Source organism: Aminicella lysinilytica, assembly GCF_004362975.1.
Classification (GTDB): domain Bacteria; phylum Bacillota; class Clostridia; order Peptostreptococcales; family Anaerovoracaceae; genus Aminicella; species Aminicella lysinilytica.
The window spans coordinates 47,547-73,620 of the sequence record NZ_SNXO01000008.1 but is presented as its reverse complement, the minus strand read 5'-3'; the positions used below and the strand labels follow the sequence as shown (position 1 = coordinate 73,620).

At 43.7% G+C, this 26,074-nt stretch carries 21 protein-coding genes and 2 other RNA genes; 3 read left to right on the top strand and 20 right to left on the bottom strand.

The features are described 5' to 3' along the window. Nucleotides 1-138: 138 nt before the first annotated feature. The 20 genes from EV211_RS03515 to murI all read right to left on the bottom strand — a co-directional run bounded on the left by EV211_RS03515 (nt 139) and on the right by murI (nt 22,460). Nucleotides 139-1,101 (bottom strand): P1 family peptidase, encoded by a 963-nt coding sequence (locus tag EV211_RS03515; protein ID WP_133528046.1) that lies wholly within the window; start codon nt 1,099-1,101, stop codon nt 139-141. Between the two features lie 13 nt (nt 1,102-1,114). After that, nucleotides 1,115-2,731, bottom strand: coding sequence for an OPT/YSL family transporter (locus EV211_RS03510; protein ID WP_166635355.1), 1,617 nt, complete (start codon nt 2,729-2,731; stop codon nt 1,115-1,117). Between the two features lie 140 nt (nt 2,732-2,871). Next, complete coding sequence (locus tag EV211_RS03505; protein ID WP_133528045.1) at nt 2,872-3,744, bottom strand: D-alanyl-D-alanine carboxypeptidase family protein; 873 nt, start codon at nt 3,742-3,744, stop codon at nt 2,872-2,874. A gap of 19 nt (nt 3,745-3,763) precedes the next feature. Next, nucleotides 3,764-3,941, bottom strand: a non-coding RNA gene (gene ssrS / locus EV211_RS03500) — 6S RNA. Nucleotides 3,942-4,052: 111 nt separating this feature from the next. Beyond that, nucleotides 4,053-4,781, bottom strand: a complete 729-nt coding sequence (locus EV211_RS03495) for a YebC/PmpR family DNA-binding transcriptional regulator (protein ID WP_133528044.1) — start codon at nt 4,779-4,781, stop codon at nt 4,053-4,055. A gap of 92 nt (nt 4,782-4,873) precedes the next feature. Beyond that, on the bottom strand, nt 4,874-9,100 hold the full coding sequence (locus EV211_RS03490) for a 2-hydroxyacyl-CoA dehydratase (protein ID WP_133528043.1): 4,227 nt from the start codon (nt 9,098-9,100) through the stop codon (nt 4,874-4,876). Nucleotides 9,101-9,118: 18 nt separating this feature from the next. Next, nucleotides 9,119-10,531 (bottom strand): MATE family efflux transporter, encoded by a 1,413-nt coding sequence (locus EV211_RS03485; RefSeq protein WP_243108541.1) that lies wholly within the window; start codon nt 10,529-10,531, stop codon nt 9,119-9,121. A gap of 35 nt (nt 10,532-10,566) precedes the next feature. Further along, nucleotides 10,567-10,910: RNase P RNA component class A (rnpB, locus tag EV211_RS03480), an RNA gene on the bottom strand. A 12-nt stretch (nt 10,911-10,922) separates the two neighbouring features. Continuing rightward, on the bottom strand, nt 10,923-11,693 hold the full coding sequence (locus EV211_RS03475) for a Nif3-like dinuclear metal center hexameric protein (RefSeq protein WP_133528042.1): 771 nt from the start codon (nt 11,691-11,693) through the stop codon (nt 10,923-10,925). 1 nt (nt 11,694) lies between these two features. Further along, entirely contained in the window at nt 11,695-12,396 is a 702-nt protein-coding gene (locus EV211_RS03470; protein ID WP_133528041.1) for a tRNA (adenine(22)-N(1))-methyltransferase, read from the bottom strand. A gap of 4 nt (nt 12,397-12,400) precedes the next feature. Next, on the bottom strand, nt 12,401-13,540 hold the full coding sequence (gene rpoD / locus EV211_RS03465) for an RNA polymerase sigma factor RpoD (RefSeq protein WP_133528051.1): 1,140 nt from the start codon (nt 13,538-13,540) through the stop codon (nt 12,401-12,403). Between the two features lie 128 nt (nt 13,541-13,668). Further along, nucleotides 13,669-15,432, bottom strand: coding sequence for a DNA primase (gene dnaG, locus EV211_RS03460; protein ID WP_133528040.1), 1,764 nt, complete (start codon nt 15,430-15,432; stop codon nt 13,669-13,671). 87 nt (nt 15,433-15,519) lie between these two features. Continuing rightward, nucleotides 15,520-16,536 carry a deoxyguanosinetriphosphate triphosphohydrolase gene (locus EV211_RS03455; RefSeq protein WP_133528039.1) on the bottom strand — a complete coding sequence of 339 codons (1,017 nt, stop codon included), beginning with the start codon at nt 16,534-16,536 and terminating at the stop codon, nt 15,520-15,522. 14 nt (nt 16,537-16,550) lie between these two features. Beyond that, a complete protein-coding gene (gene dut, locus EV211_RS03450) occupies nt 16,551-16,979 on the bottom strand; it encodes a dUTP diphosphatase (RefSeq protein WP_133528038.1) in 429 nt (142 codons plus the stop codon). Nucleotide 16,980: 1 nt separating this feature from the next. Then, the gene (locus EV211_RS03445) at nt 16,981-18,234 is read right to left on the bottom strand and encodes a M16 family metallopeptidase (protein WP_133528037.1); all 1,254 of its coding nucleotides are present in this window, start codon (nt 18,232-18,234) and stop codon (nt 16,981-16,983) included. Continuing rightward, complete coding sequence (locus tag EV211_RS03440) at nt 18,231-18,419, bottom strand: hypothetical protein (protein WP_133528036.1); 189 nt, start codon at nt 18,417-18,419, stop codon at nt 18,231-18,233. The genes EV211_RS03445 and EV211_RS03440 overlap by 4 nt, the downstream gene beginning before the upstream one ends. Nucleotides 18,420-18,526: 107 nt before the next feature. Further along, entirely contained in the window at nt 18,527-18,931 is a 405-nt protein-coding gene (locus EV211_RS03435; RefSeq protein WP_133528035.1) for a CYTH domain-containing protein, read from the bottom strand. 131 nt (nt 18,932-19,062) lie between these two features. Continuing rightward, nucleotides 19,063-21,045: an MBL fold metallo-hydrolase gene (locus EV211_RS03430; protein ID WP_133528034.1), complete on the bottom strand. Its 1,983-nt coding sequence runs from the start codon at nt 21,043-21,045 to the stop codon at nt 19,063-19,065. A gap of 26 nt (nt 21,046-21,071) precedes the next feature. Then, nucleotides 21,072-21,623 carry a hypothetical protein gene (locus EV211_RS03425; RefSeq protein WP_133528033.1) on the bottom strand — a complete coding sequence of 184 codons (552 nt, stop codon included), beginning with the start codon at nt 21,621-21,623 and terminating at the stop codon, nt 21,072-21,074. Nucleotides 21,624-21,644: 21 nt separating this feature from the next. Next, a complete protein-coding gene (gene murI / locus EV211_RS03420) occupies nt 21,645-22,460 on the bottom strand; it encodes a glutamate racemase (RefSeq protein ID WP_133528032.1) in 816 nt (271 codons plus the stop codon). A gap of 65 nt (nt 22,461-22,525) precedes the next feature. Here murI and pepF point away from each other — a divergent pair, with 65 nt between their 5' ends. From pepF to EV211_RS03405, 3 genes are read left to right on the top strand one after another with little or no spacing between them, the layout of a single operon-like run. Beyond that, nucleotides 22,526-24,325, top strand: a complete 1,800-nt coding sequence (gene pepF, locus EV211_RS03415; RefSeq protein WP_133528031.1) for an oligoendopeptidase F — start codon at nt 22,526-22,528, stop codon at nt 24,323-24,325. Nucleotides 24,326-24,334: 9 nt separating this feature from the next. After that, complete coding sequence (locus tag EV211_RS03410; protein WP_133528030.1) at nt 24,335-25,138, top strand: NAD(+)/NADH kinase; 804 nt, start codon at nt 24,335-24,337, stop codon at nt 25,136-25,138. 15 nt (nt 25,139-25,153) lie between these two features. Continuing rightward, nucleotides 25,154-26,050, top strand: coding sequence for an RluA family pseudouridine synthase (locus EV211_RS03405; protein WP_133528029.1), 897 nt, complete (start codon nt 25,154-25,156; stop codon nt 26,048-26,050). Nucleotides 26,051-26,074 lie beyond the last annotated feature (24 nt).

Sequence of the window (26,074 nt, the reverse complement as noted above, 5' to 3'; positions counted from 1 at the left end):
GTTGTTTCTACTCACTAATTCCATATTCAGATTTTGAAAGCACCTGTTGATGCTTTATTTGTTGTACTCTCTTTTACTTCAAAACTATTTTAAAGCTTTTTCTGTTTTTCTATTGACTATTCATAGTTGGTCTCCTTATTACTTTTTTCTTTCAGAATAGGCCAGCAAACCGTATGCCGACTCTGCTTTCTTTGTTCCATCGATAATTGCCCTTTGAACCTGATCTGTTGCCGCCACAGCAAGTGCGTCGAAGTTTACTTCTACCTCGCCTGAAGCCATAACGAATATGGTATCTCCATCAGCTGTAGAATGTACAGGTTTGATAGCTCTGGCGTATCCGTCATGAGCTATGGACGCCAGTTTGGTACACTGTGCTTTAGTAAGTATAGCATTGGTGATTATACATGTTATAGTTGTATTACCTTTGAATACATCAAACTGCTCACTCATATCTTTCATTATGATTTCAGCAGTTGGAGTGAAACTCATGCCGTCCTCTGATAACATGCCCGCTATTTCAGTGCCTTCTTCGTCGAATATATCGCCTAAGGCGTTTACTGCTGATATGGCTCCTACCTGAAGTTTTCCAACTTCTATAGCAGAAGAGCCCTGCCCGCTTTTCATCATTCTCCCGGGTCCCTTGTACTTGCCTACGGTAGCACCTGTGCCCGCGCCATGGTTACCGTGTTCAAAAGATCCTTGGAATGCCTTCTCAACAGCTACGCTGCCCATTGCCTTATCAGGTCTGACATCTGATTTTCCTACGCAGAGGTCGAAAAGTGACGCTCCGCAGACTATCGGAACAAGTCCGAAGCCCGTCTCGAATCCGACATTTCTTTTCTCAAGTTCATCCATAACACCTGAGGCTGCTTCTAATCCATATGCGCTGCCTCCGGATAGAACTACAGCATTGATCTGCTGAACCATATTCTCTGGTTTCAATAAATCGGTTTCTCTGGTAGCGGGGCCGCCGCCGCGGACATCTACGCCCGCAGTGGCCCCTGCTTCGCTTATAATTACCGTGACGCCCGTGGCAGCCTCGGCATTTTCTGTAGAACCAATTTTGAAGCCATGAATATTATTAATGTCTATTATATTCATGTATTCACCTTCTTTAACCGGCTATTATCTGCACCGCCAGTATAAGTGCTATTACAACTCCTACGACTCCTTCTCCGCCGAGAACTCCTGCCGCGATTATTTCACCATTCTTTGTTTTTTCTTCATAGCCGGGAGCAAATTTTTCCACACAGAACCTCAGTGCTCCGCCTACGAAGGCTGTTACTGACATATAGAACGGCAGATACACGCCCAAGCCTAAGGTCATTACCGGGAATTTCATCCAATAAAGGATGACCGCTGCTACCATACCTATCAGGAAAGCCGGCATATTGGATATGCCGCCGGCCATTGCCGCTACTGCTCCAGCCTGAGCTGCCGGGAACAATTGTGGATCACCTATGGCATAAGGCCCGTAAGCCTTGATTATTACAAGTAATACTATGACAGAAACGAAGGCGCCTACTATGCCGCCTATTGCTTCTGATATCCACTGTGCCTTTGGATCAGTGTGCAGAATATATCCTGCCTTGAAATCATTCATGACATCGCCGACCAGACCGCAGGCAACTGCAACTACAGCCGCAACAAAAATAGCTTCACTTTGTCCCATAGATACCGAGACACATTTAGCTGCCAGCAATATGATTATACCAAAGATTTCCATAGGATTTACGCCGGTCTGACCGACACACTGAGCTGACATAGCTGTAGCTAGCCACACACCCAGGATAGTAATGATCGAAGGAATGACGCCCATATTGCAGACTACCGTAAAGACAGCTGCCAGGATGACCATAGCAAACGGCGCCCATCTCATGCTGAGTATGGAATCACCGATGTTATCCTTACTGAACATAGCACCAAACATTGACTTAGCCTTAGGGAGGATGCCTTTCAACAGAATACCTATGCCGGTACCTACCATAAGACCGATTCCCAGTGACTGTTTGATGTTTGCTGCTTCAATAGCTGTGAAGAAACCGAATTTCTGACCTCCCATGAGTATACCGAAATCTCCGATGCAGGCTCCCAGGAACCAGACTCCTATGAAAACAGGACCTATGATATATCCTATGGCAATCAGCATTGGTGAAAAATAGAAACCACCGTAAGAACCATATTTCATCATAGTCTTACTGAACCATGTGGTAGGAATGATCTTGAACCAGTCCCTCAATACTGCGAATACTCCGGCCACTGCCAGTGATCCGAATAGCAGTCCACCTTTCTTACCGCCCTCATCACCGGCTACAAGAGTGTCTGCGCAGGCTTCGCCCATAGGATAAGGGAGAGCCTCAGTTTCAATAAAGTACTTTCGAATAAGTGCCGTAAAAATCAGACCCAGTATCACTCCTCCGAGAGTGATCACAGTCAGTTGAAGGGCGCTGACAGTTGCATTGGGATTCATTATATAAATTCCCGGAACAGTGAAGGCTATGCCTCCTGCTACCATTGCGCCTGCTGACATTGCAGTCTGAGCTACGTTGATTTCATTAAGGTTGGTGTTACCCATTGCCTTTAACAAAACCATAGAGAATAGAGCCACGAACATAATTGGCCATGGCAGCGAGCTTAGTTTCAGTGCTATGAACATTGAACTGCATGTGATAATAATGCATCCAATGACACCGATAACCATGCCGCGTAGAGTTAGTTGCTTACCTTCCATTAGTAAGCCTCCTTATTAAATTATTTTTCAAAGAAGTCATGCGCTGTTCTAGCTGTATGCTTCTGAGAAATCATCTTCAATTGGCATCTTATGCCAATGATATGTTTCTAAATTCGCACATCACAATGTAGTGCTGTGCATTACTTGCTCTTTATGTAGTTGTACATTTTTTCTGTATCCGTAAAATTCGGATAGCTATTATTCTTAGTGCCTTTTGCTTCTGTAGTTATACTAATATACTCCTTGCCATTGATCTTTCCGTAAGCAGCAAGAGTCTTCTGAGCTTTTTCGGTATAGCCGCGCTTTCCTCCTTTAATCAAGGAATTTTTTCCCGCTATTCTGAGTTCGGCATGTTGAACTGTCTTTGCCTTATTACGTTTATTATTTGGGCCTATAGTATAGGATTTACCAGTGAACATCTTCTTAAATTCCTTGTTCTTCATAGAATACCGAAGTAACTTCGCATAGTCAGAGCATGTCATGTATGTTCCCTTAGAATCAAAGCCAATAACATTATCAAAATGCGTGTGCTTGAGTCCCAATTTAGAAGCAAATGCGTTTTCCATCTTAATAAACCTGTCGATGCTACCTCCACCGCAGTATCTTGCAACTGTCATAGCCGCATCAGCTTTAGACCAGATCATTATTCCATTAAGGTAATCTCTCATCGTAGCTTTTTCACCTATGGCAAATCCCGTTGAATTCCCTGGTCCTAAAGTCTTAATATAATCATAATCTCTTTTATCCGTAGCTACTCTCACATCAAGATCCTTGATGTTTTCCAATGCTACAATAGCAATCATCATCTTTTCCATTGAAGCAGGTCTGGTCTTGCTATTAGCATTTTTGCTATAAACGACCTTACCTGTACTCATTTCCTCAACAATGGCACACCTGCTGGCCACTTTCGGTTTACTTGTTTTTGCATATGCACTTGTTGTGCTGCCTCCACACGAAACCATAGAAACAGCCACTGATAAAACTAATGCTACTACTAATAATCTCTTTTTCATTCTATCCCTCTCCCCATAAAAAATACCCGGAACACCGTCAGAGCTTAATTGACGCCTATCAATAAGATAGGTGGGTACCCTGTCAGCAGATTCTGTAGTCCACACAATGGAGGCATGACATCCGCTGCCGAACCTCGGATTCCCGTTGTAAAAGTGTAGGTTCAATTAAGAGCCCTTAACGTATGTTCTAGGCTTAATTTATTATACTATATATGACTCATTTATTCAATATCTGAGATTAAAAAATGGTGACAAAGGAAGAATTACGTAATTAAATCGTTATTCTTACAGTGTCACCACATTTCTCACTATTCTACTTCTTCCAGGTCTACAGAGCAGTTGCTGTGAACACTCTGTACATCGTCATTGTCTTCAAGGAAGTCTACCAGTTTCTTGAGTTTTCTCAAGTCTCTGTCATCAGGTGTACTTTCCACAGCCGGAACATACTCTATCTCTGATTCTACAAGTTCATATCCTGCCTTACGCAATGCCTCATCTACATCAGCATAAACTGCCGGATCTGTCTGAACTTCGAAACTGTCATCATTGTTGATAAGGTCATCAGCGCCGGCTTCCAAAGCTGCTTCCATAAGTGAATCTTCGTCTACAGAATCGTTTTTCTCGATAAGGATAACTCCTTTTCTTGTAAACATATATGATACGCAACCAGGAGTTCCCAGGTTTCCGCCATGCTTATCAAATATAGATCTTACAGCTGATGTAGTTCTGTTGGTATTGTCAGTAAGACAATCAACTATTATTGCTACACCCCCTGCTCCATATCCTTCGAACTTGAGCTCTTCATATGAGGCTCCGCCTAACTCGCCTGTGCCTTTCTTAATAGCTCTGGTGATATTATCGTTAGGCATTCCTATGCCCCTGGCCTTTTCTATGGCTACACGCAGGCCAGAATTGTATTCTGGATCTCCTCCATCCTTGGCTGCTACAGTTATAGACTTAGCATACTTTGTGAACAAAGCAGCTCTCTTCGAGTCCTGTGCTGCCTTTCTACCTGCAATTGTACCGTGTCTTCCCATGGAGACACCTCCTTCTATGTATTTAAAATTTAATATTTAACTAAAATCACTGTGATATTATACACCAATACAGGAGTACTTTCAACAAAAACTTATATTGCCGCATCATCCATGTTCTTATGGGCGGTACTCATCATCAGTTTGATACGGTTAAGCTGGTTAACATCACTGGCTCCGGGATCGTAGTCTATGGCTACGATATTGGCTTTCGGATTCATTTTTCTTATGGCCTTCATCATTCCCTTTCCAGTCACATGATTTGGAAGGCAGGCAAATGGCTGCAGGCATACTATATTCTCAACTCCACCGTGGATCAGTTCCACCATTTCACCGGTAAGCAGCCAGCCTTCACCGCACTGATTTCCGATAGAAATGATTTGTGAAGCAGCTTCAGCCGTATGCTCTATATGCGCAGGCTCTGTATAGTGCTCGCTTTCGGCAAGAGCCGCTCTCATTGGTTTCCTGAGCCATTCGACACCTTTGATAGCCAGCTCGTTGATCTTCATGGAAGACCATGACCCTGACAAGTGCTCAAAGTTGAATTTTTTGTTCACCATGCCGTAAAGGAAAAAGTCCAGCAGATCCAATACGACTGCCTCGCCTCCCTCGGCCTCAATAGTGTCTACGATGTTATTGTTAGCGTTCGGATGATACTTGACCAGTATCTCGCCAACAACGCCAACCTTAGGTTTTTCAATGTCCAGACGTTCTATCTTGTCGAAGTCTTCGACTATGCCCTTGATATTAGCGTAATAGTCCTTTTTGTTATAATGCAGAACATTCTCGACTATTCTGTCGTACCAGCTGTCTAACACTGCCTGGGCCTCGCCTTTGTTCTTCTCGTAAGGTCTGGTCGCGTACAAAAGTCTCATAGCCAGGTCTCCGTAGATCACGCCTACGGCCAGCATGAATCCCATCTTCGCAGTGATCTTGAAGCCCGGGTTTTTCTCAAGGCCGACAGCATTAAATGATACTACCGGGATCTGCTCCATGCCCATGTCTTTCAAAGCTTTCCTCAGAAGTGCCACATAATTACTGGCTCTGCATCCTCCGCCTGTCTGGGACATGAATACAGCAGTCTTGTTCAGGTCGTATTTGCCTGATTTCAAGGCTGATATTATCTGTCCCAATGTTACTATAGTTGGATAACACGCGTCGTTGTTAATGTATCTCAGGCCTTCTTCAACAGAATTTTTATCTACCGGCGGCAACAGTTCTACATTGTAGCCGCAAGCTCTCATAGCTTCCTCCAGATACTTGAAATGGATGGGCGACATCTGAGGTATGAGCATGGTATAGTTTTCTTTCATAGATTTGGTGAATATCTTACGCTTGAAAGATACATTATTCGTCGTAATGGCGACCTTATTCTTTTCTCTTTCATCCATAGCGGCTTTCAAAGAGCGAATACGTATCTTGGCTGCTCCCAGGTTGGATACCTCATCTATCTTCAATACAGTATATAATTTATTATTATTATCACAGATTTCTTCAACTTCATCTGTAGTAACGGCATCCAGTCCGCAACCGAAAGAATTCAACTGAACCAGTTCAACATCATCGTTGGCTCCGGCAAAGACAGCCGCCTTGTATAATCTGCTATGGTATACCCACTGATCCAATACACGAATCGGTCTTGCAAGACTTGCCATATGAGCGATAGAGTCCTCTGAAAGTACTACCATGTCGAAGGAATTGATCATCTTATCTATACCATGATTGATCTCCGGATCAAGGTGGTATGGCCGGCCTGCCAGAATAACGGACTTCTTTCCATGGTCTCTGGCATATTTTAATGCATATTCACCCTGCTTCTTTACATCATTTTTAAATGTTGTCTGTTCCTCTCTGGCTCTGATGACTGAACGCTTAACTTCCTCATAGGAAATATGATAAGGTGCCAGATTCACAGCCAGTTCTTTCATAAGCCTCAGATCGTTGTCATAAGGCAGGAATGGATGCAGGAATTTAACCATATTTTCATTAAGCAGATCATCCATATTGTTGGCTATTACTTCAGGATATGTGGCTACTATCGGGCAATTATAATGATTTGGAGCCGATGGATCCTCATTTTTCTCGAAGTTCAGACTCGGATAGAAGATAAGCTTGTAACCCTGGTCTACCAGCCATTTGATATGTCCGTGGACCAGTTTAGCCGGATAGCAGGCCGTATCAGAAGAAATAGTCTCCATTCCCATGGAATATATCTTCTTGGTTGAATGTGGAGATAATTCCACTCTAAAGCCAAGTTCCGTAAAGAATGTGAACCAGAATGGATAATCCTCATACATGTTCAAAACTCTAGGTATAGCAATAGTACCTCTCTTAGCATCGAAATCCGAGAGTGGTTTATACTGGAACAATCTCTTAAATTTATATTCATAAAGGTTCGGCAGCTTATTCTCGTGCATTTCGCCACCGGCGCCCTTTTCGCAACGGTTTCCCGTTACAAATCTTGAACCGTCGCTGAATTTATTTATAGTAAGTATGCACTGGTTCTCGCAGCCTTTGCAACGTCCGTTTGAATGCTTAACTGCGAAATTGTCCAGTTCTTCTTCAGTTAAAATGGAGGATTTAGTTCCTGCCACATAATTTTCTTTGGCAATGAGAGAACAGCCATAAGCACCCATAAGCCCTGCAATGTCAGGCCTTACGACATCCTTGCCAATAATTCTCTCTATACTTCGCAGTACAGCGTTGTTCATAAAGGTTCCGCCCTGGACTACTATCTTATCTCCAGCCTCATCAGTATTTCTGAGCTTGATGACCTTGTACAAAGCGTTCTTTATGACAGAGTAAGACAGGCCGGCAGAAATGTCGCCTATGGTAGCGCCTTCTTTTTGCGCCTGCTTAACCTTGGAATTCATGAACACTGTGCATCTGGTGCCAAGATCTACAGGGCTCTTTGCAAAAAGAGCTTCTGATGCAAAAGCATTCGTGTCCAGGTTGACTGATTTAGCGTAAGTCTCCAGAAATGAACCGCAGCCGGAAGAACAAGCCTCATTAAGCATGATGTTGTATATTGCTCCATCTTTTATCTTCATGCACTTCATATCCTGACCACCTATATCAAGAATAAAATCTACACCAGGCAGGAATTCCTCCGCAGCTTTATAATGAGCCATAGTCTCTATTTCTCCAAGGTCAGCTCTGAACCCGGCTTTTATAAGCCCTTCGCCATAGCCTGTGACCGTTGTATTTGCTATAACAGCATTCTCCGGCAATTGTGAATACAGTTCTTTCAGCATACATCTTACAGCCTCAACTGGATTGCCTTCATTACTTCTATAGAATGAATATAATAAATTCTTATCGCTATCTATCAGAGTAGCTTTGGTCGTAGTAGATCCCGCATCAATGCCGAGGTATGTTTTGCCCTTGGCCTTTTTTATATCTCTGCGTCTGATTTTATCCTGATTGTGCCTGTTAAGGAAAGTGTTATAGTCATCGTGTGATTTGAACAAAGGCTCTATATGCTTAGTCTCCGCCAGTTGCGTCTGGTCGGCAGTTTTCATACTATGCACTATGGACGAAAGTTTAATTTCCTTCTCCTGATCAGTAAGCATAGCTGCACCAATAGCGACAAAGTACTTGGAATTGTCCGGAAATATCACGTCTTCATCTTTCAGGTGCAATGTCTCTATAAATCTGGCCCTGAGTTCTGACAGGAATGTCAGAGGCCCGCCCAGGAAAGCCACCTTGCCTCTGATTATATGACCACAGGCAAGTCCGCTTATAGTCTGATTGACTACAGCCTGGAAAATAGATGCCGCCAGATCTGGCACTGCTGCGCCGTCGTTGATAAGCGGCTGTATATCTGTTTTAGCAAACACGCCGCAACGGGCAGCTATAGGATATATTATTTCATAGTGTTTAGCTGCCTCATTCAGTCCCTGAGCATCTGTATTCAGCAGTATAGCCATCTGATCAATGAAAGCTCCTGTGCCGCCTGCGCAGGTACCGTTCATCCTCTGTTCGATAGTAGAACCATAGAATGTTATCTTGGCATCCTCGCCACCTAATTCTACAGCAACATCAGTCTGCGGAATCAATTCCTCCACAGCTTTACTGCAGGCTATTACTTCCTGCTCGAAATGCAAGCCCACTAGTTTTGCCAGGGAAAGGCCGCCTGAACCTGTAATAACAGCCTTCAATGGCATATCTCCCATTTTCTCATACATCTCATCTATAAGTTCTTCGACCTTGTCAAAAACATTCGACATATGTCTCTCATACTTTGAATAAAGTATCTGATTTTCATCATCCATCAAAACCAGTTTTACAGTTGTTGAACCTATGTCTATCCCTAATTTCATTGTATTTTCCTCTTGTCCCTAAAGATTTTTGATTTCTTTCTTGTATAAATACATCAACATTACAGCGGAGTAAATCGTGCCAACGATTTCTGCCAACGGAAACGATGCCCATGACCATGTTATGCCCAGCCAATTGTATAGAACATATGCCAGTGGCAATATACATACAAGCTGACGCAGCAGTGATGCGAACAGACTGTACACTCCATGGCCGGTACCCTGGAACAAAGTCGAACACATAATGCCGAAAGCTGCCGGAATAAAGCAAATGCTGATTATACGTAAGGCAGGAACTCCCATAGCCAGCATCTCTGCATCAGCACTGAACATTTTCAGTAGTACCTGTGGTATTGTCTGGAACATGACTACTCCTATAGCCATTATGACCAATGCCGTGATCAATGCATGTTTATATGTATCCATCAGTCTTTTACGATTTCTGGCACCATAATTATATCCCATTATAGGCATTGCTCCCTGATTCAAACCAAATACAGGCATGAATACGAAGGACTGCAGTTTGAAATATACACCAAGTACAGCCACAGCTGTTGCTGAACTGGCAAGTATAGCGTTATATCCGAAAAGCATAAAAGAGCCTATGGACTGCATTATTATCGATGGCAATCCTACCCCATAGATGTCTTTTACCACTTTCCAGTCCATTTTAAAGCCTTTTATTTTAATAATAACATCGTGTTTTTTACCAAAGAATAAGAATAGCGCTACTGTCATACCTACGGCCTGACCTATAACTGTTGCAAGAGCAGCTCCGGCAACCTCTAGTCTTGGTGCGCCAAGTAATCCAAAAATCAGGATAGGATCCAGCACGAGATTTGTCAATGCTCCACTTAAACTAATAATCATAGGAGCTATCATGTTTCCAGTAGCCTGAAGAACTTTCTCAAGCTGTATCTGTATCATGCTGAATATGCACATAGTAGTAATGATTCTGAGATACGCCACTCCATAATTGTATATCTGTGTGTCGTCAGTATATGCCGCCATAAATGGCTTAGCTAACAGCAAACCTATTGCGGCAAAAATCACGAAGTTAAGAACTCCGATTCTTATGCTGGTACCGGCAGCCTGATCAGCCTCGTCATATCGTCTTGCTCCAAGCCTTCTGGCTATAAGGGAATTAACTCCAACAGCACTTCCCACCGCCATTGAAATCATCAGCAGCTGCAAGGGCATAACTAATGATACAGCTGTTAGAGCCTGTTTGCTTAACATAGCTACGAAGATACTATCTACGATATTGTACAAGGCATTTATGGTCATGGACACAATTGCAGGCCACGCCATAGATGCCAGAAGCTTACCGACAGGCATAGTACCCATCTTATTGGCGTCATTTTCTATTTCAGTATCAAGTTTTTCATTATACTTTTTCTTATCCAAATTCTTGTTATTTTTCTCTTTGTCCAAAAAATCACCTTTCTGTATCGTAATTGTATAAAAAAATCATGGGTAGCCCTATAAGCCGGGTTCTGTATTAGACGATCATCTATCTGAGGCGTAACATCGCTGCACGCTCTTGCGGTCCACCTACCGGGCGACGGCGAGCAACCGTCTTACTGCCCTTTCGACCTTGCTCCGGATGGGGTTTACACGGCCGCCATGTTTCCATGACGCCGGTGAGCTCTTACCTCACCATTTCAACCTTACCACGGCATTACCCGTTTCGGCGGTGTGTTTCTGTTGCACTTTCCCTATAGTTACCTACGCCGGACGTTATCTCGGCATCCTTGCTCTGTGGAGCCCGGACTTTCCTCATGCTTGCGCACGCGATCATCTGGTCTACCCATGACTTGATATTCTAACATATAAACGGATTAATATCAATCTTTGATTTAATTAATTCGCAGTTTGTTTTCCTGCTCAGTATAGTAGCCATGTTGTCCACGAAGATTTTTTCTGTGCCATAGTGGCCGGCATCCAACACGCATATGTCCATTGCCTTCGCCTTCTGGGCATCATGATACTTCAGATCTCCTGTTATATAGAGATCGCAGCCTTCATCAACGGCGTCTTCAATAAATTCAACTCCCGAGCCTGTACACCAGCCTACAGAATATATAGTCCTGGTCAGATCACCGCAGGCATTGAAGAATTTTTCATTGATCTCCAGGGCCTCGGCTGCGCGGTGTATGAACTCGGCAAAAGTCACCTCGAAAGGCGTAACGGCTTTCCTGCAGAAATCATTTCCGTTGTCAAAAGGCTCTATGTTGTTGAGTTCAAGTACCTGTCCCAGGTAATCATTATTCCCACCTTCCATCTTGTCAAATGATGTATGGCACGAATACACTGATATGCCGGCCCTGATCAATCTGTTGATGTACCTGCCTGTAGTGTCTTCATTATCGACACTGTTGAGACCGCCAAAAATCAGGGGATGATGAGTTACTATCATATCGGATTCTGTCTCGATTGCTTCCTCTATGACTTCATCAGTCACTTCCAGTGCAACAAGTATCCTCTCCACATCCTGGAACTCTGTGTTTACCTGATAACCGCAGTTATCCCAGTCCTCAGCTAAGTCCGGCGAACATATGGATTCGATTATTTCAGTGAATTTGTTTTTTTTCATATCAGCTCAACTCCTTCAGTAATTGCTCTATAGCGTGAACACACTCACGGGCAGGTTCACTGTCACTGCCTGCGTTACTGCTGTTCTTACTAATGTTATCGACTATTTTCTGTTCTTTCTTGAATTCTCTTTGCAGATATTCTACTGTAAGTTCGTTTCTGTGATCCAGCAGCCATGTAGGATATTCGAAGAATGCATCCGATTCGTCTTCAAAAGAATCAGTCTTTCCGGAATACTCGGCTGTAATGATTATACAGATAAACCTGCCCTCTCTGGCCATCTGTTCATTGGTGATCTCGTAACCGTTAGCCAACAGCCAGCGTCTGAGTTTGCCAATATTATTTCGCGGTTGCAATATGAACCTTTTGAAACTGTGAGATAGCTCAGGTTCTTCTCCGATTATATCGGATATGAGGCTGCCGCCCATGCCTGCGATAACTATATCATCCACCTCAGCCGGCGCAAGTACTCCAAGGCCATCGCCAAGCCTGCAATCATAATTATCATCGATCATCTGCTCCCTGCAATTTGCCTTGGCCTTTTCCAAAGACCCTTTGCTTATATCGCTGAATACCACATAAGGACTTATGCCGCGTTCATTCAGATATATAGGCAAAAAACCATGGTCTGTTCCTATGTCCGCCATGGTTTCGCCTGTTTTGATCTCATTAGCTATTTTTCTTAGTCTATCGTTCAGTTTCATGAAACTACTCCAGATAATCCTTGAGTTTTTTGCTTCTGCTTGGATGGCGCAATTTTCTCAGGGCCTTGGCCTCGATCTGACGTATACGTTCTCTGGTAACATCAAATTCCTTGCCTACCTCTTCCAGGGTTCTGGATCTGCCATCTTCAAGGCCAAACCTCAGTTTCAATACCTTTTGTTCCCTGTCGGTCAATGTGTCCAGTACTTCTACCAGCTGTTCCTTCAGCATAGAGAATGCCGCTGCTTCTGCAGGCGCCGGTACATCCTCATCAGGTATGAAATCTCCAAGATGACTGTCTTCTTCTTCTCCTATAGGAGTTTCCAGCGATACTGGTTCCTGAGCTATTTTCTGTATCTCGCGTACCTTGTCTACTGTGATACCCATTTCCTTGGATATTTCTTCAGGCGTCGGCTCTCTGCCGTAAGTCTGTAACAACTGTCTGGAAACTCTGATGAGTTTATTTATGGTCTCCACCATGTGTACAGGTATCCTTATTGTTCTGGCCTGATCTGCTATAGATCTGGTTATTGCCTGTCTTATCCACCAAGTGGCGTATGTGGAAAATTTATATCCTTTTCTGTAATCGAATTTGTCTACGGCTTTAATAAGTCCCAGATTTCCTTCCTGTATCAGGTCCAGGAACAGCATGCCTCGCCCTACGTAACGTTTGGCTATGCTGACTACAAGCCTCAGATTGGCTTCACAGAGTCTCTGCTTGGCTTCTTCATCTCCTGCTTCCATACGTTTAGCAAGTTCTATTTCTTCTTCTGCCGTCAGTAGAGGCACTTTTCCTATTTCCTTAAGATACATTCTGACAGGGTCGTCCACAGCGATTCCCTTAGGAACCGTAGCATCCACATCGATCTCGCCTGTTTTAGTCATGACTACGCCTTTTGCATCGTCGTCATCGTCATCGTCATCATCATGGTCCATGATCATGCCGAATTCTTCAGGCTCACTTTCAGAAGTAACTTCAATATCCTTTGACAAAAGAGACTCATATATTTCATCGATGGCGTTTTTGTCCAAGTCATAAGAGTCAAGGAAGTCAGCCATATCGCTATATGTCAGGACGTTCTTCTTTTCCTTGGCTTTCTTGACAAGTCTCCCTATGAGTTCATTCTTAAGTTGTTCCTTAGTCATTCCGGCTACCTTGTCATCAGTATAGTCGTCAGTCTTCGGCTCGTCCTTAGCTTCCTGATCCAAGGCATCATCGAATTCTTCCTTTGTCTTCTTTTTCTTAGTATCTGCGCTCATTATACTCCCCTATTCTACTTAAGTTTCAATTGGATCTGATTTTTTTCCTTCTGGGCTTTCATCAGTTCGTCTGTTAATTGCTTTACAATATCTACATTATCGTTTTCATCTGCCATAGAGAGCCTGACGATTATATCGCGCTCTTTTTTCGACAGTTTTTCATATTTCCAACGGTCAATACACTCACGAAAGACCTGATCCTGACTTTTTTTATCTATGACTACATTATCCATAATATCCTTTAACGTCGTCCTGTCCTTGTCAGACAGATTATCCATTATCAGTTCTATATCGATAATGTCATTCTTTTCTCTTTCTTTCACAGCCATATCATATATGTTGGCTGAAAAATCGCTTTCCAGCAATTCTCTGTGTTCTGCCAACTGGCTTATAAAACTCTCATTGGTCAGGAACAACTTGACCAGCGTACGTTCTACAGATGATATCTCCTCTGTCGTTTCCTGCTCAGGTTCCCTTCGCCTTGCGGCCTCGTTGCCACCTTTTTCTGTTCTCTCTTCTGACAATTCCATATCCATAGCGACTTCAGATATACCCAGTTCTCTGGAAAGCTTTCTCTTGTAAATATCCTGCTCAACCGGGCTCATCCTGTTGATCATATCCAGAGCTTTCTTCATGTAGTCTATCTTACCGTCTTCAGTTTTCAGGTCCAGGCCGATCTTAGCAGACTCAAGTTTATAATCACCATAGGACAAAGCATTGCTTACCAGGTCGAGGAAAGCTTCCCGTCCGTTTTTCTTTATATACTCATCGGGGTCTTTTCCATCGTTTACATGAAGGACTCGTACTCTGCAGTCCTGACCTTTAAGTATCTCTATGCCTCGCAGCGCGGCCGCTCTGCCTGCCGTATCTGCATCATAGGACAAAACTACATCCTTGGTATATCTGTGTATTAGCTTCGCCTGGTTGTCCGTAAGTGCCGTGCCCAGTGACGCCGCCACATTAGTCACGCCGCTTTGATAAAGGGATATGACATCCATATAACCTTCTACCAATATGAGATATCCCTCTCTGCCGGCGCTCTGTCTGGCTATATTCAGTCCATAAAGATTGTTCTTCTTCTGGAACACCTTGCTTTCAGGAGAATTCAGATACTTAGGATTATCCTCAGGGTCTATGGCTCTGCCTCCAAATCCTATGACCTTTCCCGAAGTATTGATTATAGGGAAAATCACACGATTCCTGAACCTGTCATAACATTTACCCTTCCCCTGAAGTATCAAACCGGTCTCAAGCATTATTTTCTCGTCTACGCCCTGTGATTTAAGATGTTCATAAAGGCTGTCCCATTTTTCATCAGCGTAACCGATGCCGAATTTCTTCAATATATTAGGCGATATTCCCCTGTTCTTCATATAAGCATAGCCACGATTGGCCCTCTGTGTAAAGGAAGCATAGAAGAATCTTGCCGCCAGCTTATTGGCTTCATAATATTCTTTTCTATTATCATCATAACTGGCGCTATGTTCCATGGTTATGCCATGATCCTTAGCCAGTTTATCCACAGCCTCGCCAAATTCAAGATTATAGTACCTTTTGACAAACTCGATCACATCGCCGGAAGCGCTACAACCAAAGCATGTGAAATATTGTTTGGATTCAGATACTACAAAAGACGGAGTTTTCTCATTATGAAATGGGCAGAGACCTTTGAAATTAGATCCTGCCTTCTTTAACTGAACCACCTGTCCGATTACCTCAACGATATCGATCTGGTTCTTAAGATTTTCAATTGAAGAATTAGAAAATGAAAAACTCATCCACAGCTCCCTTGCACTCCCCTATAATTACCTATTCTACACGGATGGTGGATTTCCTTTTTTTCATTAGAATTATTTATTCAGGTTTTATAATGATCTTGAGATGCCCGGGACAAAAATATCCTGGTAAATGTTCAATGCGTACCTGTCGGTCATGCCTGCGATGTGATCCTTGGCGGCCACTTCCATGCCCTCTTTTTGTCCTATAGCGTAAAGTTCATCCGGCAGTTTCTCCGGATTTTTAACGAAGTAATTATAAAGTGATGTTATGACCACTTCAACCTTGGCCAGATCCTCTTCCTTCTTGACCGATGTGCTTTTATAGACATTATCGAACATAAATGTTCTCAGATTATTCAATTGCTCGGCATGGATATCATCCATGACTATTCTGTCTTTGCCGTCGCTGTTTATTACTACGTTTTCTATCATATTGCTGATTCTATCGCCGTGAGTGTCGCCAAACAGAGCGATGGCGTCCTCAGGCAGATCCTCCTGACAGATGACTCCGCTTCTCATGGCGTCGTCTATATCATGGTTGATATAGGCTATCCTGTCGCTGATTTTAACGATCTGGCCTTCAGGAGTCGATGCCATCAAGGCGCCGGTATGATTTACTATGCCGTCTCTGACTTCATAAGTCAGATTCATACCCGGCTTGCCGTTATGCAGTTCCAGAATATCTACCACACGCAGACTCTGTTCATTGTGGTGAAAACCGCCCGGGAATATATCGTTCAGAACCATTTCTCCATTGTGACCGAATGGCGTATGTCCCAGGTCATGGCCAAGAGCTGTCGCCTCCACCAGATCTTCATTGAGATTCAAAGTCCTGGCAATAGTGCGTCCTACCTGTGTCACCTCCAGAGTATGAGTAAGTCTGGTCCTGTAGTGATCCCCTTCAGGCGCCAGAAACACCTGGGTCTTATGCATAAGCCTTCTGAAGGCCTTAGAGTGTATTATTCTGTCCCTGTCCCGCTGGAAATCCGTCCTGAAAGGACACTTTTCCTCAGAAACAGCCCTGCCCCGGCTATATAAAGACTTGCATGCCTTCTCTGACAGCTGTTCTATTTCTCTTTGTTCCAGATCTTCTCTTTTAAACATACTCTGCCCCCGCTCTACCTGCCTGTGTGACCGAAACCGCCCTCGCCACGCTGAGTATCGGTCAGTTCCTCAGCCTGTACCAGTTCCACCTGCTGGCAGGCAGTAATTATAACCTGCGCTATACGTTCTCCGTCATTTATGACAAAATCTTCCCGGCTCCAGTTGATCAGGGGCACTCTTATTTCGCCTCTGTAGTCGGAATCTACTGTACCTATGCCGTTTACAAGTCCTATGCCGTGCTTGATCGCAAGTCCGCTTCTGGCTCTCACCTGGGCTTCATAGCCCTGCGGTACCTCAAAATACAGGCCTGTAGGTATCAGGGCCCGCTCTCCGGCCTTCAGAACAAAAGGTTCTTTGCAGCTGGCGGATATATCGAATCCGGCTGATCCGGGAGTTTCGTACTTTGGTATCCTGCCGCTTTTGCTTATTATCTTCATTTTCATATTATTTACCCATGATGGATCCAAGATCCGTTCTCGTATTACTTACCACTACAGCCGAATAGTTATTGAAGTCACTCATGATTTCCTTGACTTCTTCTATCTTCTCTATAGTCACATCATCGTAGCCTTTGATCACTTCCTCCGGCATGAACACTCTATCGATCAGAATATAGTTTTTGCCGTTGAGTATCATTCTGGTAGATGTGCTCTCCTGGCTGAAAACATAGCTTGATTTCAGCTGTTCTTTAGAAGACTCAAGTTCATCTGCTGTGACCTTTTCCGATGCCAGCCTGTCCAGTTCTTCTTTGATGCCCATAATGGCCGCCCGGATCTTATCATGGCTGACTCCGGCATACACCTCGAAATACCCTCCGTTACCAAAGGTTCCCATTGACGAGAACACAGAGTAAGCCAGGCCCTTTTCTTCCCTTATATTCTGAAAAAGTCTGGAACTCATACTGCCGCCCATGATATTGTTGATTATCTGATATACGAAGGAGTTGTCATCGTTGAGAGTGGCTCCAGGAGCCCCCAGACAGATATGAGACTGCTGGATATCCTTCTTTATCACTTTATTTGACTTTACAAATGCCGCTGGTATAAACTGCGGCGCATCCTCTACAGTCTGCCTTAATGACATGAATTTATCCGAGAAATAGTCGCAGATATCGTCTGCATCGAATTTCCCTGCTACAGATACTACTATCCTGTCACGAACGTACTGTTTATCTACATAATTTCTGATAACATTGTGTGTTATCCTCTTTAGTGATGTAGGTGTGCCTATAATTGAATTTCCAAGTGGACCGCCCTTGAACAACTGCTCGATCAGAGTATCGTGGGCCAGGTCATCAGGCTGATCCTTGGTCATCTTGATTTCCTCACAGATCACCTTGCGTTCCTTATCCATCTCATTCTTATCGAAAAGTGAATTTTCCAGCATATCAACCAGCACATCTGCTGCATCTCTATAATTCTCCGATAAGGATTTTACATAGTAACATGTGGCTTCCTTACCTGTGAAAGCGTTGATCTGACCGCCTATGCGGTCGATGTCAGCTGCTATATCCTTTGCTGTTCTGTTTTCCGTTCCCTTGAACATCATATGCTCAACAAAGTGTGATATCCCCGCGTTTTTATCTGTTTCGTCTATGGCTCCTGCTCTTACCCAGATGCCTATGGCTATAGACTGTACCTGCGCCATTTCTTCCATAATGACTCTGACGCCGTTACTTAAGGTCCTTGTTTTGATCATTCTTCTCCATCCCCTTTATCCTTATTATTCAGTATAAGCATGACTAACAGCGCTATTGCAACAGCAACTAGCGCGATCATCTCTGCCTTTTTTCCGAAATAGTCTCCCAGTGCGCTGGTAAACATCATTATACCGAAGAATATCAGCAACACCACTATTATTATATATACCGCTGTCTTTTTCATTTAATACCTCGCTGCTGAACATTGTACCATTATTTCATTTGACCTGCAATAGATGAAAAACAGGTCACGACTAATGCCATGACCTGCTCCTCATCTATGTAAATATATTAAATCTTTCGGAAGATGCCTGCATCCTCCAATCCCTGTGTCAGCCAGCGAGGAACGTCTCCCTCAGTTCTGACCCCCATGATATACTCACCGGAAAGTGACCGCACAGCGCTGCCGTCATTAAAACGGCCCCTCGTCATATCCGCTGCGCCGGTACCTTCCGACCAGTATTTGAAATTAGTATCGAATGTTACTATTACATCGTCGTTGCGTCCGCTCATCTGAAGCCTTTCCATAGAAATCACCACTCGCGGATACCTCTCGACCCTTTTGCTGAATTGATTATATTTCTTACCGAACATGAGCTTGAAAACTCTGCTCTTCTTGTAATTATCGTATTCCAGATCCATGTATATGGATGCCATCAGTGTTCTGTATTGAGTTTCATTTAGTACGTATTCCATTTCGTCACCTCCAACTCTTTTTAACAGTTCCAAGTATAGCAACTGTTTTCGACAATATAATGTGCTCATATTGAAAGAATCAAGAATGATGTGTGTAGGTACTGTGTGTGAAATCCGTCTATCCCTTGGAATCAGAAGTTTTCAAGAATGTGATCGATTATGTACCAGGCATTTTCTTCAAAAGCTTCTCTTGGCTGTTTCTTGCTTCTGTCCTTTTCCCAGTACTTGTTGCAATAAGATCCAAATATTTCCTGACGTGTCTGTCCTTTGTCGCGGCATTGCAAAATGAAGTCTTTCTCCGATTCTGCCGCCCTGGCATAAGCCTGAAAGAAATACTCGTTCCTTCCCTCGGGAATAAGTCCGTAATGAGGGCAAATCACTCTTCTGGCTCCGTAAGCCCTGCATTTCTCAGCGGACCGCAAAGTGTCGCTATAGCTCTTTAATATGGATGTATGAACATCCCCCGGCGAATGGAGCACTCCCGTGCTTTCGCAGGCGAACATTATACTCTGAGGTTCCAGAACATAAGTCAGTGAGCAGTCTGTATGGCCTTTCGTTTCCAGTACAACAAAATGTGACCCGCCCAGGTCTACGGTATCGCCATCTTTCACGGCCATGTCCAGCCTGAAACCGTCTACGAGGACCGGCTCCCTGGAATCGCCAAATGAATCCCGTGCGGCCTCACCTAGCCGTTTCATTGTCCTCCTGGCTCCTCTGCTGGCAAATACTTTTTCTGCCTTGGCCGCTCCGACAACGATTGCATCCGGCCACTTCTGCAGAACATACGGCAACGCCCCTATATGATCGTAATGGGTATGAGACATAAGCACATAATCAAGTCCGCTCCTGCCTTTTTTCTCCAGTGCTTTGCTGATATTTTCTATGAGTTTCTCATGACAATAGGCCATACCGGTATCATAAAGGGCCGTTTTGTCCCGTCCGAAAACCAACAGGCTCTCACCGCCTGAGCCGGCCGTTACCCTGACTATGTTTTCAGGATAGTCGAATCTGCCTTCCTCTGTAAAATCGGAGAAATCGTCTGCCCTTCCATTCTTTTTCTTTTGTATCATTACCTTGAAAAAATTCACTGTCATCATAGTGATTATCGCCAGACCGTAATAACCTTCCACAGGATAAAGATAAGCAACTACGTTCTTGAAGCCCGTAAGCCCCACTGCAAATCCTATAATTATGGCTACGATTATGACCTTGCTTTTCCATGGTCTGTCCGGCAGTTTGGTGGTGAATCCGTAGAATGTGCTCGTTGCCGCCGAATAGATGGCAGCATACAGAACAACGCCATAGAGTATATTTGCAACTGTGGATATTCTCAGAGAATAACCCAACATTGGCAGGTCCAGAACATCTGTATAAGCCATATCCTTCTGCAAAGCCATAACGAGTACCAATGTCATGACTCCCAGGGCGAAACCTCCGATTACCGAACCTATGAAGGCCTGTCTTTTACTTTTGGCATTCAGAGATGCTGAAGCACCCATCGGTATCATGCCGAGCATATTGTACGCGACGAAAACGAAGGCAGCGAATATCCAGTCCGGCGCCATAACGCTTGGCTTAAAGCCTGATGTAGCGCCGCTTTGCTTTATGTCTGAAAATATAACAATGATGCTGCAGCCAACAACTATTGCAAAGAGCATGGGCACTATGAATTTAAACAGTTTGGATATACGCTCGAAATCTCCAAGGACAGTAATAGCAACAAGAAATGCTATGATACCGCCCCCTACGGCCTTGCTCAGGCCGAATTCCTGATTGAGGAAAGAACCTCCTGCCGCCGACATGGAGATAATAGTAGTAAATAAAAAAGCAGCCATAGAATATCCTATGCCTTCAATGACAACTCTATTATCCGTAAAAGATACTATAGTGCCTATGTCAGTGGTATCCTTTTCGATGGAAATATAGTTTATCATAAAAGCAATGGCCGCAAAGCACATAGCCGAAATGAATATTCCAAGATATGCTTTACTGCCAAAGACTCCGAAAAACTGCCAGCTCTCACGGCCGGATGCGAAGCCGGCCCCCATGACCGACCCCACATACATGGCCGCAACTCCTATGAAATTCAACTTTTTACTTATGGGCTTAGCCACTTACTGCCTTCCTCCTTGATTATCCTCTACTGGTCCATATCTGCCAGATCAGCAAATGTCATAATGAATTCGCTTAATTCATAATCCAATGCTTCAGTAAAATCGTATCTGTACACTTTGCCTCCGAGTTTTTCTTCCCTGCACAATGAAAGGGCATCTCTGACCGGTAATTCGCTTACTTCCTCTGTTTCATCGTCTACGCATTCCACATTGTCCGTATCGCTGTACCACTCTCTGAATTTCCCTAACTCGTCTGCAAGCTGCAGCATCGTTTCATCTGTATCATCATTATCGTTATCTCCGGTCACCGTCTGAGCCATGCCTATCATTACGCGCTTGATGTTCATCAGCAACGTAAACATATCTGTCTCGCCATCCGGCACCCAATCTTCTATCTGGTCGAAATAATTCTCCAGAAGTTCTGCAAATGTATTCAGATCTATATCCTCAAGCAGTTCATATATAAGGTCGCTGCTTATATCTTCGGAGGACTCCAACAGATCTGCGACATTCTCAAAATACTGAAAATCCGCACCGTTTTCCATATCCAGCATCTCATATAATCTTTCTTTATCCATTTTGACCTCCAATTTTAATTTCTATATATCTAAGTTCTTAAATCTTATATTCAGTTCATCCTGCTCCTTGCCCAGAATCAACTGTATCATGTTAACGAAGTTTTCCGATAAGTCACTGGCGTAGAAGAAATTCTCTCCGCCGTTAGGCCCTGCGAACATATTCCTCTTCTCCAGTTCTATATGCACAGCAGTTGCCACCTCTTTAGAAGAGTTGACAATATTAATGCCTGGATAAATGCGCTGCAGATTATCTTTTATCAAAGGATAATGAGTACAGCCCAGAACCAGGGTATTGATGTCATTGTCTTTCATAAAGTCATCCAGATAATACTTGATCGTCAGATCCATTATCTTATTATCTATTATGCCCTCCTCAATGAGCGGGACAAATGCCGGGCACGCCTTGGAGTACAAATGTTCCATTTCAGGATTCTTCTCTCTTATTTTCTTCTCATAGGCGCCGCTTCTGACAGTGACTTTGGTTGCCAGAATGCCTATCCTGTCCTGAGGGCTGCAATCTCTTGCAACTACCCTGGCCGTTGGTGAGATCACCCCGATCACCGGTATTTCCGGAAATGCCTTTCTAAGGTCATCCAGACAAGTCGCGCTTACAGTATTACAGGCGATCACGATCATCTTGACATTCTGCCGTGCCAGGAAATTGCCTATCTGCAGAGTGAATTGTCTTATAGTATCAGGAGACTTGGAACCGTATGGCGTCCTAGCTGTATCTCCAAAAAAAATAATTCTCTCGTCAGGCAGTTGCTTCATCAGATGAGGTATACTTGTCAGCCCGCCGATACCGGAGTCAAAAAAACCGATAGGTCTGTTGTCCATCTGTAAATCCTTTCATTTTTATGATATACTACATGTTAGCAATATTATACTACAAGGAGGTAGAAATGGGAAACAAAAAATTGAAAAGCAGAGACGAACTGGGTTCAGAATATAAATGGGATATTGAAGCTATGTACGACTCTGAGGATAAATGGAACAGCGATATAGCAGACTCTCTCGCAGCAGCTGAAGAATTCACGGCGTATCAGGGGCATTTAGGCGATTCCGCGGCTACTCTTGCAGATGCGCTCATAGCCAGCGATCACATCGAACAAAGGTTAGAGCGGGCATATGTCTACGCCAGGATGAAGCTGGATGAAGACAACAGAGTCTCAGCCAGCCAGGCAAGGCATGACAAAGCCATAACCACCATCGCGGCCGTGTCTGCCAGGTTAAGTTTTGTACTGCCTGAGATAATATCACTGCCGGAAGAGACAGTTGCCGGCTTCCAGAATCAGGAACCCCGACTGGCCCAATATAAGCATGTGCTGGAAAGTGCCATGCGCGAGAAGAAGCACGTCCTTTCAATCAAGGAAGAAAATCTTATGGCTCAGATGAGCGAAGTCACAGGAGCTACAAATACGATATTCACCATGCTTAACGATGCTGATATCAAGTTCGGCACAGTTACTGACGAAGATGGTGATGAAGTCACTCTGACTCATGGTAATTATATCAACTTCATGAGATCACAGAACAGAGACCTGAGGAAAGACGCCTATATGCACTGTTATGAGGCGTACAAAGGCCTTATCAATACTATCGCCACTAACTACAGTTACAATGTCAAAACCGACGTGGTGACTACCCGCATCAGACACTATGATTCTTCCAGGCAGGCAGCCCTTTCCGGCGACAATATACCTGAGACCGTTTATGATAATCTGGTTGCTTCGGTCAATGAGTATCTGCCTGTTCTTCATGAATATATGGAGACCCGCAAGGAAATGCTGAAGGTGGATCAGCTGAAGATGTACGATGTTTATGTGCCGCTTACAGATGTACCGGAACGTAATATTGACTTTGAAGAGGCTGTTTCCATTGCAAATAAAGGACTGGCCCCTCTTGGAGACGCATATCTGAAGAGGTTCAACGATGGCATCAGTCAGAAGTGGATAGACGTATATGAAAATGAAGGTAAGACCAGCGGAGCTTACAGTTTCGGGTCTTATGACAGTTATCCTTATGTTCTCATGAACTATGATAATAAACTGGAAGATGTGTTTACTCTCGTTCACGAGATGGGACATTCAATGCATTCAAGCTATACCAGAGAAGCTCAGCCATTTACCTACGGAGATCACTCCATATTCACCGCTGAGGTCGCTTCTACGGTCAATGAATCACTGCTCATGAAATATCTCCTGAAAACAGAGAAGGATCCGGCTATGCATAAGTACATTCTGAATATGTACATAGAAGCCTTCAGAACTACTCTTTTCAGACAGACTATGTTTGCTGAATTCGAGAAGCTGACCCATGATCAGGTGGAGAGTGGCGGCAGTCTGACAGCTGAATGGATGAATGAACAATATGATAAACTTAACAGTAAGTATTTCGGGCCTGCCCTTTCTCACGATGATTATATCAAATACGAATGGGCCAGGATCCCTCATTTTTACAGAAGTTTCTATGTTTATCAGTATGCTACAGGCTACTCTGCTGCTACAGCTATATCCAAGAAGATCATAGATGAAGGTGAACCGGCAAGAAACGCTTACATAGAATTCCTTAAAAGCGGAAGCAGCGATTACCCGGTGGAGCTTCTTAAGATTGCTGGCGTAGATATGGAAAGCAAAGAGCCTGTAAACATGGCTATGGAGACGTTTAAAAAATTAGTTGAAGAATTCAAAGGATTGATATAAGGTATATTTATGGAAAAGAAAATAATCATTTTTACAAGGGATGACGCTACATCCAAGAATACTGAACGTATACTGCGCAAGAAACTGGATAATACCGGCTATCTTGTCACATCTTCCTATTGCCCTGATGCAGACCTTCTGGTATGCATTGGTGGTGACGGAACTTTTTTGGAAGCTATACATAAATTTGATTTCCCAAGCATGCCCATCATAGGCATTAATACCGGGCATCTTGGGTTTTTCCAGGAAATAATGCCAGCCAAAATGGATGACTTTATTTTCAACTTTTCAAATAACAAGTATTCTTTACAGCCTTTATCGACTGTTAAGATACAGATCAATACTAAATCCGGGGAAACTTATGAACACATTGGACTTAATGAAGTAATAATCAAGAATTCCAACGCGAGGACAGTACATCTGAATATGTCCATCGGCGGAAGTTTCATTGAACGTTACAGCGGTGATGGCATACTCGTAGCTACTCCTGCAGGAAGTACTGCTTACAACTATTCACTGGGCGGAAGCATAGTAGACCCGAGGCTGAACCTGCTTCAGGTGACGCCTATGGCTCCTATGAACACCACAGCATATCGTTCCTTTACCTCCAGCGTGCTGCTTCCTTCAGAGTTGTCTCTGGACCTGATACCTGATATGTACGAGGAATCAGCTCTCAGCATCATTTACGACGGGTTCAGAAAGACATATGATAATGCCAGATCACTTACTGTGAGTTTTTCAGATATCAAGGTCAACCTGCTTCGTTTCGAAGGTTACGATTTCTGGACTAAAGTTAAAAGCAAGTTCCTGTAGAGAAAGCAGAGTTGAATGAGAGAATTTAGATTTACAATAACCAAAGAAGACGAAGGCGTGGCTATAAGAAAGCTCCTGAAGAACCATTTCGATTTTTCTTCGAGACTGTTTGCCAAACTCAGGGCCCAGAAACTTGTATTGCTGAATGACCGTCCGCTGGAGGGCTGGATGAAACCTGAAGAAGGCGATGTAGTAAGAGCTCTGATGCCTGAGGAAACCAGTCATTTTCCGCCAGAGGATATCCCCATCGATGCTGTTTATGAAGATGAGGATCTGCTTATAATAAACAAACAGGCAGGCTACATAGTCCATCCTACCAAGGGTCACCCTGTTCACACTATGGCCAACGGAATAATGAAATACATGAATGATACTGGCCAGTCCTTTAAGATAAGATTCGTAAACAGACTGGATATGGATACTACCGGTTTACTCATAGTAGCGAAGAATTCCCATGCTCAGGACGAACTTGTAAGACAGATGCAACGCAATGAACTTTCCAAGTACTATATGGCCATCGTTAACGGTATAGTCAAAGAAGATCAGTTCACCATAGATCTGCCCATAGGCCGCGTGGATCCTGATAAACCTGCCAGAGAAGTAACATATAGTGAAGCTGGAAGGCCTTCAGTGACCCATGCCAAAGTCGTAGAGAGATACTCCAAAGGTTATACGCTGGTAGAATTGAAACTTGAGACAGGCCGCACTCATCAGATAAGAGTACATATGTCTCATATAGGCTATCCTCTTGTAGGCGATTATCTTTACGGCGGAGACAATCCATGGCTCATCGAACGTCAGGCTCTTCATGCATATAAACTGCAGTTCAAGCACCCTGCTACGGGAGTGCCTGTTACAGTAACCGCTCCCCTGCCTGAAGATATGCAGAAAGTAATAGAGAAAGTCCGCTGAAGACTTTCTCTTTTTATTATCTAT